Below are 12,524 nucleotides of genomic sequence, written 5' to 3'. Positions count from 1 at the left end.
GCGGCGTTGCGGTCATATCTCCCATGGCGCTGATGGTCGTCGGCGGGCTTTCGGCCTGCGAGGCGCCGGCGCCCGCGAACCTGCCCTTCGCGCCGAGCTATGAAGGGGTCAGGACCGCGCTGATGGAGGACGATCTGGTGAAGTTCGACGTCGCCATGCGCGGCGCGCGCGGGCCGGGGGACGTGGAACGCTACGCCGAATGTGCGGCGGCCCAATATGCGCTGATCCGGGGCTACGGATTTGCGCGGCATTTGCGCACAAAAGTCGAGGAAGAGGCTGGCCTCTGGCGGGGAGATGCGGTTTACACCGTCTCGCCGGCGCTGCCGCGCGGAGTGCGGACCATCGACGCCGAAGTCGTGACCGCCGCCTGCGCTGAAAACGGAATACCGATGGTTTGAGGACGTGATGGCTCAATTCTTTACCACGACTGCCGGGATCGGCATTATTATCGTCGCCCAGTGCCTTGCGGTGCTGGCCTTCGTGATGATCAGCCTGCTGTTCCTCGTCTATGGCGACCGCAAGATCTGGGCGGCCGTGCAGATGCGGCGCGGCCCGAACGTCGTCGGGCCTTACGGGCTGCTGCAATCGGTGGCCGATGCGCTGAAATATGTCGTCAAGGAAGTCGTCGTGCCGGCGGGCGCCGACAAGACGGTCTTCATCCTCGCGCCGATGACCAGTTTCGTGCTGGCGATGATCGCCTGGGCGGTGATCCCGTTCAACGAAACCTGGGTTCTGTCGGATATCAACGTCGCGGTGCTCTATATCTTCGCGGTCTCCTCGCTGGAGGTCTACGGCGTGATCATGGGCGGCTGGGCGTCGAACTCGAAATACCCGTTCCTCGGCTCGCTGCGCTCGGCGGCGCAGATGATCTCATACGAGGTCTCGCTCGGGCTCATCATCATCGGCGTGATCATCACCACCGGATCGCTGAATTTCGGCGATATCGTGCGCGCGCAGGACGGCGATTTCGGCTTCTTCTCGTGGTATTGGCTGCCGCATTTCCCGATGGTCTTCCTGTTCTTCATCTCGTGCCTCGCCGAAACCAACCGCCCGCCCTTCGATCTTCCCGAAGCGGAATCCGAACTGGTCGCGGGCTACCAGGTGGAATATTCGGCAACGCCCTTCCTGCTTTTCATGGCGGGCGAGTATATCGCGATCTTCCTGATGTGTGCGCTGACCTCGCTGCTCTTCTTCGGCGGCTGGCTGTCGCCCATTCCGGGCATTCCCGATGGCGCGCTGTGGATGGTGGCGAAGATGGCATTCTTCTTCTTCCTCTTCGCGATGGTGAAGGCGATCACGCCGCGCTACCGCTATGACCAGCTGATGCGGATCGGCTGGAAGGTGTTCCTGCCGCTGAGCCTCTTCTGGGTGGTGTTCGTGTCCTTCGCGGCGAAATTCGACTGGTTCTGGGGCGCATTCGCGCGCTGGGTGTAAGGAGATCTGACATGGCGACTATCGACTACGGACGTGCAGCCAAGTATTTCCTGCTGCAGGATTTCTACCAAGGCATGAAGCTTGGCCTGAAATACTTTTTCGGCCCGAAGGCGACGCTGAACTATCCGCATGAGAAGGGCTATCTCAGCCCGCGCTTCCGGGGCGAACACGCGCTGCGTCGCTATCCCAACGGCGAGGAACGCTGCATTGCGTGCAAGCTCTGCGAGGCGATCTGCCCGGCGCAGGCGATCACCATCGATGCCGAGCCGCGCGACGACGGCTCGCGCCGCACGACGCGCTATGACATCGACATGACGAAATGCATCTATTGCGGTTTCTGCCAGGAGGCGTGCCCAGTCGACGCCATCGTCGAGGGACCGAGTTTCGAGTTCTCCACAGAGACTCGCGAGGAGCTTTACTACAACAAGGAAAAGCTGCTCGACAACGGCGAGCGCTGGGAAGCCGAGATCGCCCGCAACCTCGAACTGGATGCGCCCTACCGATGAGCGAAGGCAAAACCCCTTTCGAGCTGATGATGGCGCAGGCGCAGGAAATGGCGCGGGCGTTCAACCCGGCTTTATCCTCCTTCGATCCCAAGGGGTTCGAGAAGCTGTGGCCGACGATGCCGAAGGACGCGATGGAGATGTGGTTCGGCAAGGGGCTCAGCAAGGACGGGCTCGATGCCAAGACGCGGCTGCTCTTGACATTGGCGGGCCTGACCATGCAGGGCGCGCAGGCCGAAACGCAGGTGCGTATGACCGTGCGCCACGCCATCGCCGCCGGCGCGACCCGCGACGAGATCGCCGAGACCATCGCGCAAATGTCGATGTTCGCCGGTATTCCCGCCATGACCCGCGCCATGGAGCTTGCGCGCGATGTCATGGAAGACGACGAAAAGGATGACGAGACATGAGCGTCTTTGCCTTCTACCTCTTTGCCCTGAGCACGATCACGGGCGGGCTGTTCACGGTGATCAGCCGCAACCCGGTGCATTCGGTGCTGTGGCTCATTCTGGCGTTCCTGTCCTCGGCGGGGCTTTTCGTGCTGCTGGGGGCGGAGTTCGTGGCGATGCTTCTGGTAATCGTCTATGTAGGCGCGGTTGCGGTCTTGTTCCTGTTCGTCGTGATGATGCTGGATGTGGATTTCGCCGAACTGAAGGCCGAGATGGCGCGCTATGTGCCGCTCGCGCTCTTGTTCGGGGTCATCATCCTGATGCAATTCGCGCTGGCCTTCGGCGCATGGGAAAGCAATGCGGCGGCTGAAGGGCTGCGCACTCAGATCGTGCCGCTCGACCGGCACAATACGGAGGCGCTGGGGCTCATCATGTATGACCAGTTCTTCCTGCTGTTCCAGCTGGCGGGCCTGATCCTGCTGGTCGCGATGATCGGCGCCATCGTGCTGACGCTGCGGCACCGGTCGGATGTGAAGCGGCAGAACGTGCTGGCGCAGATGTATCGCGATCCGGCGAAGGCGATGGAACTCAAAGACGTTAAGCCCGGACAGGGGCTTTGAGCCGGGGCGGCTGGATCGCCGTCGCTATCGGCATTGCAACCGCCGTCGCGGTGGCGAACGGATACTTTAGCGGGCAGTAGACCCGGAGGGACGTGATGATAGGAATTGAGCATTACCTGACGGTCGCAGCGGTGCTGTTCGTCACCGGTATTTTCGGGCTGTTTCTGAACCGCAAGAACGTGATCATCCTGCTGATGAGCATCGAATTGATGCTGCTCGCGGTAAATATCAACTTCGTGGCGTTCTCGGCCCATCTGGGCGATCTGGTGGGGCAGGTCTTCACCATGTTCGTGCTGACCGTCGCCGCCGCCGAGGCCGCGATCGGGCTGGCGATCCTCGTCTGTTTCTTCCGCAACCGCGGCTCCATCGCGGTCGAAGATGTCAACGTGATGAAGGGCTGACGACATGGAAACGCTTATCCTGTTCTCTCCGCTGGTCGGGGCCATCATCTGCGGCTTCGGCTGGAAGTTCATCGGTGAAAAAGCGGCGATGTGGGTGGCCACGGGGCTGCTGTTCTTCGCCTGCATCCTGTCCTGGATCGTGTTCCTGGCGCATGATGGCGTGACGGAAACCGTCGATATCCTGCGCTGGATCGAGAGCGGCACGCTGAGCACCGAATGGGCGATCCGGCTCGACCGGCTGACGGCGATCATGCTGATCGTGGTGACGACCGTTTCGGCGCTCGTGCATCTTTACAGCTTCGGCTACATGGCCGACGATCCGCAGTTCAAGAAGGGCGAGGTCTACAAGCCGCGCTTCTTCGCCTACCTGTCCTTCTTCACCTTCACCATGCTGATGCTGGTGACCGCCGATAACCTGCTGCAGATGTTCTTCGGTTGGGAAGGCGTGGGCGTCGCGTCCTATCTGCTGATCGGCTTCTACTACCGCAAGCCGAGCGCCAATGCCGCCGCGATGAAGGCGTTCATCGTCAACCGTGTGGGCGATTTCGGCTTCCTGCTGGGCATCTTCGCGATCTATTTCCTTGTCGACAGCATCCGCTTCGATGACATTTTCGCCGCCGCACCGACGCTGGCGGAAACCCAGCTGACCTTCCTCTGGACGGAATGGAACGCGGCGAACCTGATCGCCTTCCTGCTGTTCATCGGCGCGATGGGCAAATCGGCGCAGCTTTTCCTGCACACATGGTTGCCGGACGCGATGGAAGGCCCGACCCCGGTGTCGGCCCTCATTCACGCGGCAACCATGGTCACGGCGGGCGTGTTCCTTGTTTGCCGCATGTCGCCGATCATGGAATTCGCGCCCGAGGCCAAGATGTTCGTCGTCTTCATCGGCGCCACCACAGCCTTCTTCGCGGCGACCGTGGGTCTTGTGCAGAACGACATCAAGCGCGTGATCGCCTATTCGACCTGTTCGCAGCTCGGCTACATGTTCGTCGCGGCCGGCGTGGGCGTCTATTCGGTGGCGATGTTCCACCTCTTCACGCACGCGTTCTTCAAGGCGATGCTGTTTCTTGGCGCCGGCTCGGTGATCCATGCGATGCATCATGAGCAGGACATGCGGAACTATGGCGGGCTTCGCAAGAAGATCCCCTATACGTTCTGGGCGATGATGATCGGCACGCTGGCGATCACCGGTGTCGGCATCCCGCTCACACATATCGGCTTTGCCGGCTTCCTGTCCAAGGACGCGGTGATCGAGAGTGCCTGGGCGGGCAGCCAGGGCGGCTATGCCTTCTGGATGCTTGTGATTGCAGCGCTCTTCACGAGTTTCTATTCCTGGCGGCTGATGTTCCTGACGTTCTACGGCAAGCCGCGCGGCGACAAGCATACGCATGAGCACGCGCATGAAAGTCCGATGGTCATGCTCGCCCCGCTCGGTGTTCTGGCGCTTGGCGCGGTGTTTTCGGGAATGGTCTGGTATGGCTCCTTCTTCGGCAATCATGACAGCGTCAATTCCTTCTTCGGTGTCGGCGCGAATGGCGCCCATTCCGAAGCGGCCCTGCATGACGACGACGCCGGCGAAGGCGTCGGCGAGGCGATCGAGGAACTGGCCGAGGGCGATGTCGAAGGCGCGGTCGCCGATGTGACCGAGCCGACGGAGACCGATCACGGGGCGGATGTGGCGCATGTCTACGCGCCCGGTGACGGTGCGATCTATACGGCGGCGGACAACACGGTGATGGACGATGCGCATCACGCGCCGGTCTGGGTCAAGGTGAGTCCGTTCGTGGCGATGCTGATCGGGTTCGGCCTGTCTTACCTTTTCTACATCGCGAACCCGTCCTTGCCGAAGTCTCTGGCCGAGAACCAGCGCCCGCTTTACCTCTTCCTTCTGAACAAGTGGTATTTCGACGAGATCTACAATTTCATCTTCGTTCAACCGGCCAAGGGCGTCGGCCGCGTGCTGTGGCGGCGCGGTGACGGGGATGTCATCGACGGGTCGATCAACGGCCTGGCGATGGGTCTGATCCCCCGGCTCACGCGCGCGGCAGCACGCGCGCAATCGGGTTACATCTTTACCTATGCCTTCTTCATGGTGATCGGCATTGCCGCGCTCATCACCTGGATGACGCTCAGCGCAGGAGCAAACTGATGGATAACCTTCTTTCCATTGTCACCTTCCTTCCGGCGCTGGCGGCGGTGATCCTGCTGGTGTTCCTGCGTGGCAGCGACGAGGCGGCCAATCGAAACGCGAAGTGGCTCGCGCTGATCGCGACGTCGGCGACATTCCTGATCTCGCTCTTCATCCTGTTCCAGTTCGACCCGCAGAACACCGGCTTCCAGATGGTCGAGGAAGCCGACTGGCTGCTCGGGCTGCAATACAAAATGGGTGTCGACGGCATTTCCGTGCTGTTCGTGATGCTCACAACCTTCATGATGCCGCTGGTGATCGGGGCGTCCTGGAACGTGACCGTGCGCGTCAAGGAATACATGATCGCCTTCCTGCTGCTGGAAACGCTGATGCTCGGCGTTTTCATGGCGCTCGATCTGGTGCTGTTCTACCTCTTCTTCGAAGCGGGCCTCATTCCGATGTTCCTCATCATCGGCGTCTGGGGTGGGGCGAACCGCGTTTATGCGTCGTTCAAGTTCTTCCTCTACACGTTCCTCGGTTCGGTGTTGATGCTGGTGGCCATGGTGGCCATGTTCGCCGAGGCCGGAACGACCGATATCGAACAACTGATGGTGCATCAGTTCGGGTCGGAGACATTCAGCATCCTCGGTATTCAAATCGTCGGCGGATTGCAGACGCTGCTTTTCCTCGCCTTCTTCGCCAGCTTCGCTGTGAAGATGCCGATGTGGCCGGTGCATACATGGTTGCCGGATGCGCACGTTCAGGCGCCGACCGCCGGCTCTGTCGTTCTGGCCGCGATCCTGCTGAAAATGGGGGGCTACGGCTTCCTGCGGTTCAGCTTGCCGATGTTCCCTGTCGGAGCCGAAGTGCTCACCCCGCTGATCCTGTGGCTGTCGGCCATCGCGATTGTCTACACGTCGCTCGTGGCGCTGGTGCAGGAGGATATGAAGAAACTGATCGCCTATTCTTCGGTCGCGCATATGGGCTATGTCACGATGGGAATTTTCGCGGCCAACCAGCAGGGCGTCGATGGCGCGATCTTCCAGATGATCAGTCACGGTTTCGTCTCGGGTGCGCTCTTTCTCTGCGTCGGCGTGATCTATGACCGGATGCATACGCGCGATATCGACGCTTACGGCGGGCTGGTGAACCGGATGCCGGCCTATGCGCTGATCTTCATGCTCTTTACCATGGCGAATGTGGGCCTTCCCGGCACGTCTGGGTTCATTGGCGAATTCCTGACGCTGGTGGGCGTGTTCCAGATCAACACCTGGGTCGCTTTGGTTGCGACGACGGGTGTGATCCTGTCGGCTGCCTATGCGCTTTGGCTCTATCGCCGCGTCGTGATGGGCGATCTGATCAAGGAAAGCCTCAGGACCATCACCGACATGAGCCGCCGCGAGCGCGCGATCTTCGCTCCGCTGGTGATCGCGACGCTGCTTTTCGGCGTCTATCCCGCTCCGATCCTCGATATGATCGGCCCGTCGGTCGAGGCGCTTGTTTCCAACTACCAGACCGCGCTTGCGGCGGCCGAGACGGCCACGCAAGTCGCCGTCAACCAGTAAGGGGGGGGCGATTATGCTCTCGGATGATCTGAACGTAATCCTGCCGGAGATCGTTCTCGCGGTCTATGCAATGCTGGCGCTTCTCGGCGCTGTCTACACCACGAAGGACCGCGCGGCCTCGCTTCTCGTCTGGATGACAACCGGGCTGTTCCTCGCGCTGGCGGTATGGATCGGGCTCAACGGTGCGGGCACGCGGATCGCTTTTGGCGGGATGTTCATCGATGACGGCTTCGCGCGGTTCGCCAAGATCACGATCCTGCTTTCGGCGGCGGCGGTGCTGCTCATGTCCGAAGGCTACATGTCCCGGCGCGGGCTCTTGCGCTTCGAATATCCGGTGCTGATCGCGCTGGCGGCGACCGGCATGATGATGATGGTCTCCGCCGGCGATCTGATGGCGCTTTACATGGGGCTGGAGCTGCAATCGCTGGCGCTTTATGTCGTGGCCTCCCTGCGGCGCGACAGTGTGAAATCGACCGAAGCGGGTCTGAAGTATTTCGTTCTGGGCGCGCTCAGCTCGGGCTTGCTGCTTTACGGTGCGTCGCTCGTTTACGGCTATGCCGGCACGACGCTTTTCGTCGGGATCATCCAGACAGCGACGGCGGGCGATGTCTCGCTCGGGCTGCTCTTCGGACTGGTCTTCCTGATCTCGGGGCTGGCGTTCAAGATCTCGGCCGTGCCGTTCCATATGTGGACGCCCGATGTCTACGAAGGCTCGCCGACGCCGGTCACGGCGTTTTTCGCCACGGCGCCCAAGGTCGCGGCGATGGCGCTGTTCGCGCGGATGCTGTTCGACGCGTTCGGCGGTGCGGTCGGCGATTGGAGCCAGGTGATCGCGCTCCTGTCGCTTTTGTCGATGTTCCTCGGCGCGATCGCCGGGATCGGGCAAACCGACATCAAGCGGCTGATGGGCTATTCCTCGATCGCGCATATGGGGTACGCGATGATGGGGCTGGCGGCCGGCACCGCGTTCGGCGTGCAATCGATGCTGATCTACATGGCGATCTACGTGACGATGAATATCGGCACCTTCGCCTTCATCCTGTCGATGGAGCGGGACGGCAAACCGGTTTCGCGTATCTCGTCGCTCAACATGTATGCAAAGCGTGAACCGGGGAAGGCGCTGGCGATGCTGGTGCTGCTTTTCAGCCTTGCGGGTGTGCCGCCGCTTGTCGGCTTTTTCGCCAAGTTCTACGTGCTGCGGGCGGCCTATGAGGCGGGGCTTGCCTGGCTGGCCGTGGCCGGTGTGATCGCGTCGGTGATCGGCGCGTTCTATTATCTGCGGATCGTCTATTACATGTATTTCGGCGAAGAACGGGACGAGGCGCTCGATGGCGGGAAATCCCCGGTGCTGTGGGGCATGTTGATGGCCAGTGCGGTCATTATGGTGGTCGGCGTGATCAACCTCTTCGGGATCGAAGGCGCGGCGGCGGCCGCTGCGGCCACGCTTGTCCAGTAGAGCGATGTGCGGATGTGAAAAAAGTGGCGCGCCTTCGGCGCGTCGCTTTTTGTTTTGCGCCCCGCTGCGCGGGCCGCGGTGCCTGCGGCGCAGGTATTTGTGGCCCAAAGAAGCCCGCATGGCGCGATGATGGATTGGCCGGAGGGATATGACCGGCAGGTGCTTGGCACGGTGGACAGCACGATGCTGGAGGCCGCGCGGCAGGCGCCGCATCTTTCCGGGCCGACATGGATTTGCGCGCGACATCAAAGCGCGGCCCGCGGACGGCGCGGTCGAGTCTGGGAAAATCCGCAGGGGAATTTCTCGGCGACGCTGGTTTTGCCGACTCGCGAAGAGCCGCAGCTCCGGGCCCTGCGCAGCTTCGTGGCGGCGCTGGCGCTTTTCGATGCGCTGGTCGCGCTGACGGGGCGGGCGGATGCGCTGGCGCTCAAATGGCCGAATGACGTGCTTCTCGCAGGCGGCAAGGTCGCGGGTATCCTCCTGGAAAGCCTCGGTGATCATCTAGCGATCGGGATCGGGGTCAACCTGCTGGATGCGCCCTCCGGTGCAGAGGTCGAGCCGGGGGCGGTGCGACCGGTTTCGGTACTGTCGGTGACGGGGTGCGAGATCGGTGTCGAGGCGTTCCTTGCCGCGCTCGCCAGCAGCTATGCGGCGCAGGAAGCGACATTTGCCGCATTCGGGTTCGATCCGATCCGCGAGGCATGGCTCGCGCGGGCGGCGCGGCGCGGCGAAGAGGTGACGGCGCGGATGGGGGATCGCGAGGTCAGCGGCATTTTCGAAACGGTGGATGCCGAAGGACGTATGGTCTTGCGGACGGGCGCGGGCCGGCAGGCGATTGCGGCGGCGGAGATTTTCTTTTGAGAGGGGCAAGCGATGCTTCTGACGATTGATTGCGGCAACACGAATACGGTTTTCTCGATCTGGGACGGCACGCGGTTCTTGTGCACGCTGCGCACCTCGACCCATCACGGGCGCACGGCGGATGCCTATTTCACCTGGTTCTCGACGCTGATCCGGCATTACGGGATCGAGCCGAACATAACGGATGTGATTATTTCCTCGACCGTGCCGCGCGTCGTGTTCAACCTGCGCGTCTTTTCCGATCGCTTTTTCGGATTGCGCCCCTGGGTGGTGGGCAAGCTCGATTGCGCCCTGCCGGTGCCGCCGCGCGTTGACGAGGGGGTCAGCGTCGGGCCGGACAGGCTCGCCAATGCGGCGGGCGCGCATCAGCGCCATGGCGGGGATGTGGTGGTCGTGGATTTCGGCACCGCGACGAATTTCGACGTTGTCGCCGAGGATGGCGCCTATGTCGGCGGGGTGATCGCGCCGGGCGTGAACCTGAGTCTCGAAGCGCTGCATCAGGGCGCCGCCGCGCTGCCTCACGTGGATGTCTCCCAGCCGGAACGGGTGATCGGCACGAACACGGTTGCCTGTATCCAGTCCGGCGTGTTCTGGGGCTATGTCGGCTTGATCCAGGGGATCACCCGGCGCATCCGCGAGGAATATGGCAAGCCGATGAAGGTGATCGGCACCGGCGGGCTTGCCCCCTTGTTCGCGCAGGGCGAGATGCTATTTGACGTGATCGAGGATGACCTGACCATGCACGGGTTGACGGTCATATATGCACATAACAAGAAATTGGAAAACTCATGAGCAGTGACCGCATCATCTACCTGCCGCTTGGCGGGGCCGGCGAAATCGGCATGAACGCCTATGTCTATGGCTACGGCAAGCCGGGCAAGGAGCGGCTGATCCTCGTCGATCTGGGCGTGACCTTTCCCGATATGGACAGCACGCCCGGCGTCGATCTGATCCTGCCCGACATCGCCTGGCTGGCCGAGCGGCGCGACCGGCTGGAGGCGATCTTCATCACCCACGCACATGAAGACCATGTCGGCGCGGTGGGGCATTTCTGGGAACGTCTGGGCGCACCGATCTACGCGCGAGCCTTCACCGCCCATATCGCGCGGCTCAAGATGGAGGATCACGGCCATTCCGCGCAAACGGTCAAGACCGTGCAGCCCTGGCCGTATATGGTGGAGGCTGGCCCGTTCAAGGTCGGCTTTGTGCCGATCTCGCATTCGATCCCGGAAAGCTCCGGTCTGGCCATCGACACGCCGCAGGGGCGGCTGGTGCATACGGGAGATTTCAAGATCGACGCGACGCCGCTTGTGGGGGAGCCGTTCGACACCGCGCTTTGGGAAGAGGTGAGCAAGCCGGGCGTGAAGGCGCTGATCTGCGATTCCACAAATGTCTTCTCGCCGCATCCCGGCCGATCGGAGGCGACGCTCGGACCTCAGATCGAGGAACTGGTGGGGCAGGCGCGCGGCATGGTCGTCACGACCACTTTCGCCTCGAACGTGGCCCGGGTGAAGACGCTGGCAGAGGCGGGCGTGCGCGCCGGGCGGTCGGTCTGCCTTCTGGGTCGCGCCATGCGGCGGATGATCGAGGCGTCGGTCAAGACCGGCGTGCTGGAGGATTTTCCCTCGACCATCAGCCCGGAGGAGGCAGCGCAGCTGCCGCGCGAAAACCTGATGCTGATCGTGACCGGCAGCCAGGGCGAACGGCGCGCAGCTTCGGCCCAGCTGGCGCGGGGCAAGTACAACGGCATGGTGATGAAGGAGGGGGATCTTTTTCTCTTTTCCTCCAAGACCATTCCGGGCAACGAGCGCGGCGTGATTTCGATCATGAACCAGTTTTCCGAGCAGGGCGTCGATGTGGTCGATGACAGCTCGGGCACCTATCACGTTTCGGGCCATGCCAACCGGCCGGATATCGAGGTGATGCACCGGCTCACAAATCCGGGCGTGGTCATCCCGATGCATGGCGAGCATCGCCATCTGCGCGAGCATGTGAAACTTGCCGAGACGCTGGGGCGCAAGGGGGCGCTGGCGGTGAACGGGATGATGCTCGATCTGTCCGGCGATGAGGCACAAGTGGCGGAATATGTCGATACCGGGCGCACCTATGTCGATGGAACCGTGCAGATCGGTGCGCTGGACGGAATCGTGCGCGACCGGATTCGCATGGCGCTCAATGGGCATGTGACCGTGACCGTCATTCTGGATGAGGACGACGAGATGCTGGGCGAGCCGTGGTGCGACATCATGGGACTGCCTGAGACAGGGCGCGGCAACGCGTCGTTCGTGGAGGCTCTGGAAGAGGACCTGTCGCAATTCATCGGGCGGGCGGGCGACAAGACGCTGACCGATGATGACAAGCTCGAGGACGGACTTCGGCGCGTGGCGCGGCAGACCGCGATGAACGAGATCGGCAAGAAACCGGAAGTGACCGTCGTTATCAGCCGCCTCGCATGAGCCGCGCTGTCGTTTTCGATCTCGACGGCACGTTGATCGACAGTCTGCCGGACATTGCAGCGGCGGCGAACGCGGTTTTGTCGGATCGCGGATTGCCGCCCTTGCCCGAGGCCCGGATCGGCGGCTTCGTCGGGATGGGCGAGCGTGTCTTTCTGGAGCGGTTGATCGCGGCAACGGCTCTCGATCCGGCGGCGTTCGACCAGCTGCTGCACGGTTTCATGGAGCATTATAAACGCAGCACCGTGCGAACGCGGCTTTTTCCCGGTGTGCTGGAGGCGCTGGCGGGGTTGCGGGATGCGGGTGTGGCGCTTGGGCTGTGCACCAACAAGCCGGGCGAGCCGCTGGCGGCGGTGATGGATACGCTCGATCTCGCGAAATGGTTCGACGCGATCGTGGCCGGGGATCGCTTGCCTTTGCGAAAGCCCCATGCGGAGCCGCTGCGCCTTGCCTTCGAGGAACTCGGAGCGACGCAGGGGGTCTATGTCGGCGATAGCGAGGTCGATGCGGAAACGGCGACGAATGCGGGCGTTCCGTTCGTGTTCTTCACTGAGGGAATCCGAACCGCAACGATCGAGGAGATCGCGCATGATCGGCGGTTCGACAATTTCGCCGATCTTCCGGGAATTTGCCTCGGGGCGATGCGCCCGCTTTAGGGCGATAGGCGTTTTGAACTGCGCCCGCGGCTGACGATGAAGGGGGGCTTTGCCC

13 protein-coding genes are annotated in these 12,524 nt (G+C 62.3%); all 13 read left to right on the top strand.

Annotation, left to right across the window (positions count from 1 at the left end):
* Positions 1–23 precede the first annotated feature (23 nt).
* Positions 24–398, top strand: coding sequence for a YNQ4 family lipoprotein (locus M3465_RS10695; RefSeq protein ID WP_249501738.1), 375 nt, complete (start codon positions 24–26; stop codon positions 396–398).
* Between the two features lie 7 nt (positions 399–405).
* Positions 406–1,434: an NADH-quinone oxidoreductase subunit NuoH gene (gene nuoH, locus M3465_RS10690; RefSeq protein ID WP_249501737.1), complete on the top strand. Its 1,029-nt coding sequence runs from the start codon at positions 406–408 to the stop codon at positions 1,432–1,434.
* A gap of 11 nt (positions 1,435–1,445) precedes the next feature.
* Positions 1,446–1,940: an NADH-quinone oxidoreductase subunit NuoI gene (nuoI, locus tag M3465_RS10685; RefSeq protein WP_249501736.1), complete on the top strand. Its 495-nt coding sequence runs from the start codon at positions 1,446–1,448 to the stop codon at positions 1,938–1,940.
* Complete coding sequence (locus M3465_RS10680) at positions 1,937–2,347, top strand: carboxymuconolactone decarboxylase family protein (protein ID WP_249501735.1); 411 nt, start codon at positions 1,937–1,939, stop codon at positions 2,345–2,347. The genes nuoI and M3465_RS10680 overlap by 4 nt, the downstream gene beginning before the upstream one ends.
* Positions 2,344–2,946 (top strand): NADH-quinone oxidoreductase subunit J, encoded by a 603-nt coding sequence (locus M3465_RS10675; RefSeq protein ID WP_249501734.1) that lies wholly within the window; start codon positions 2,344–2,346, stop codon positions 2,944–2,946. Before M3465_RS10680 ends, M3465_RS10675 begins: the two co-directional genes overlap by 4 nt.
* Before the next feature lie 95 nt (positions 2,947–3,041).
* Positions 3,042–3,347 carry an NADH-quinone oxidoreductase subunit NuoK gene (gene nuoK, locus M3465_RS10670; protein WP_249501733.1) on the top strand — a complete coding sequence of 102 codons (306 nt, stop codon included), beginning with the start codon at positions 3,042–3,044 and terminating at the stop codon, positions 3,345–3,347.
* Positions 3,348–3,351: 4 nt separating this feature from the next.
* Positions 3,352–5,499 (top strand): NADH-quinone oxidoreductase subunit L, encoded by a 2,148-nt coding sequence (nuoL, locus tag M3465_RS10665; protein ID WP_249501732.1) that lies wholly within the window; start codon positions 3,352–3,354, stop codon positions 5,497–5,499.
* Positions 5,499–7,043, top strand: a complete 1,545-nt coding sequence (locus tag M3465_RS10660; protein WP_249501731.1) for an NADH-quinone oxidoreductase subunit M — start codon at positions 5,499–5,501, stop codon at positions 7,041–7,043. The genes nuoL and M3465_RS10660 overlap by 1 nt, the downstream gene beginning before the upstream one ends.
* 13 nt (positions 7,044–7,056) lie before the next feature.
* On the top strand, positions 7,057–8,499 hold the full coding sequence (nuoN, locus tag M3465_RS10655; RefSeq protein ID WP_249501730.1) for an NADH-quinone oxidoreductase subunit NuoN: 1,443 nt from the start codon (positions 7,057–7,059) through the stop codon (positions 8,497–8,499).
* Between the two features lie 126 nt (positions 8,500–8,625).
* Positions 8,626–9,360, top strand: coding sequence for a biotin--[acetyl-CoA-carboxylase] ligase (locus tag M3465_RS10650; RefSeq protein WP_249502002.1), 735 nt, complete (start codon positions 8,626–8,628; stop codon positions 9,358–9,360).
* Positions 9,361–9,372: 12 nt separating this feature from the next.
* The gene (locus M3465_RS10645; protein ID WP_249501729.1) at positions 9,373–10,152 is read left to right on the top strand and encodes a type III pantothenate kinase; all 780 of its coding nucleotides are present in this window, start codon (positions 9,373–9,375) and stop codon (positions 10,150–10,152) included.
* Positions 10,149–11,816: a ribonuclease J gene (locus M3465_RS10640; protein ID WP_249501728.1), complete on the top strand. Its 1,668-nt coding sequence runs from the start codon at positions 10,149–10,151 to the stop codon at positions 11,814–11,816. Before M3465_RS10645 ends, M3465_RS10640 begins: the two co-directional genes overlap by 4 nt.
* Positions 11,813–12,469 carry a phosphoglycolate phosphatase gene (gene gph / locus M3465_RS10635; protein ID WP_249501727.1) on the top strand — a complete coding sequence of 219 codons (657 nt, stop codon included), beginning with the start codon at positions 11,813–11,815 and terminating at the stop codon, positions 12,467–12,469. The genes M3465_RS10640 and gph overlap by 4 nt, the downstream gene beginning before the upstream one ends.
* Positions 12,470–12,524 lie beyond the last annotated feature (55 nt).

Source organism: Marivita sp. GX14005 (assembly GCF_023370775.1).
Taxonomy (GTDB): Bacteria; Pseudomonadota; Alphaproteobacteria; order Rhodobacterales; family Rhodobacteraceae; genus Marivita.
This window is presented reverse-complemented; position numbering and strand designations above follow the sequence as displayed.

Excerpts from the sequence above, each read along its gene's own strand:
- M3465_RS10645 (WP_249501729.1), top strand. The coding sequence starts at position 9,373 with ATGCTTCTGACGATTGATTGCGGCAACACGAATACGGTTTTCTCGATC.
- nuoN (WP_249501730.1), top strand. The coding sequence starts at position 7,057 with ATGCTCTCGGATGATCTGAACGTAATCCTGCCGGAGATCGTTCTCGCG.
- M3465_RS10675 (WP_249501734.1), top strand. The coding sequence starts at position 2,344 with ATGAGCGTCTTTGCCTTCTACCTCTTTGCCCTGAGCACGATCACGGGC.
- M3465_RS10695 (WP_249501738.1), top strand. The coding sequence starts at position 24 with ATGGCGCTGATGGTCGTCGGCGGGCTTTCGGCCTGCGAGGCGCCGGCG.
- M3465_RS10640 (WP_249501728.1), top strand. The coding sequence starts at position 10,149 with ATGAGCAGTGACCGCATCATCTACCTGCCGCTTGGCGGGGCCGGCGAA.
- nuoI (WP_249501736.1), top strand. The coding sequence starts at position 1,446 with ATGGCGACTATCGACTACGGACGTGCAGCCAAGTATTTCCTGCTGCAG.
- M3465_RS10650 (WP_249502002.1), top strand. The coding sequence starts at position 8,626 with ATGATGGATTGGCCGGAGGGATATGACCGGCAGGTGCTTGGCACGGTG.
- gph (WP_249501727.1), top strand. The coding sequence starts at position 11,813 with ATGAGCCGCGCTGTCGTTTTCGATCTCGACGGCACGTTGATCGACAGT.
- M3465_RS10680 (WP_249501735.1), top strand. The coding sequence starts at position 1,937 with ATGAGCGAAGGCAAAACCCCTTTCGAGCTGATGATGGCGCAGGCGCAG.
- nuoL (WP_249501732.1), top strand. The coding sequence starts at position 3,352 with ATGGAAACGCTTATCCTGTTCTCTCCGCTGGTCGGGGCCATCATCTGC.
- nuoK (WP_249501733.1), top strand. The coding sequence starts at position 3,042 with ATGATAGGAATTGAGCATTACCTGACGGTCGCAGCGGTGCTGTTCGTC.
- M3465_RS10660 (WP_249501731.1), top strand. The coding sequence starts at position 5,499 with ATGGATAACCTTCTTTCCATTGTCACCTTCCTTCCGGCGCTGGCGGCG.
- nuoH (WP_249501737.1), top strand. The coding sequence starts at position 406 with ATGGCTCAATTCTTTACCACGACTGCCGGGATCGGCATTATTATCGTC.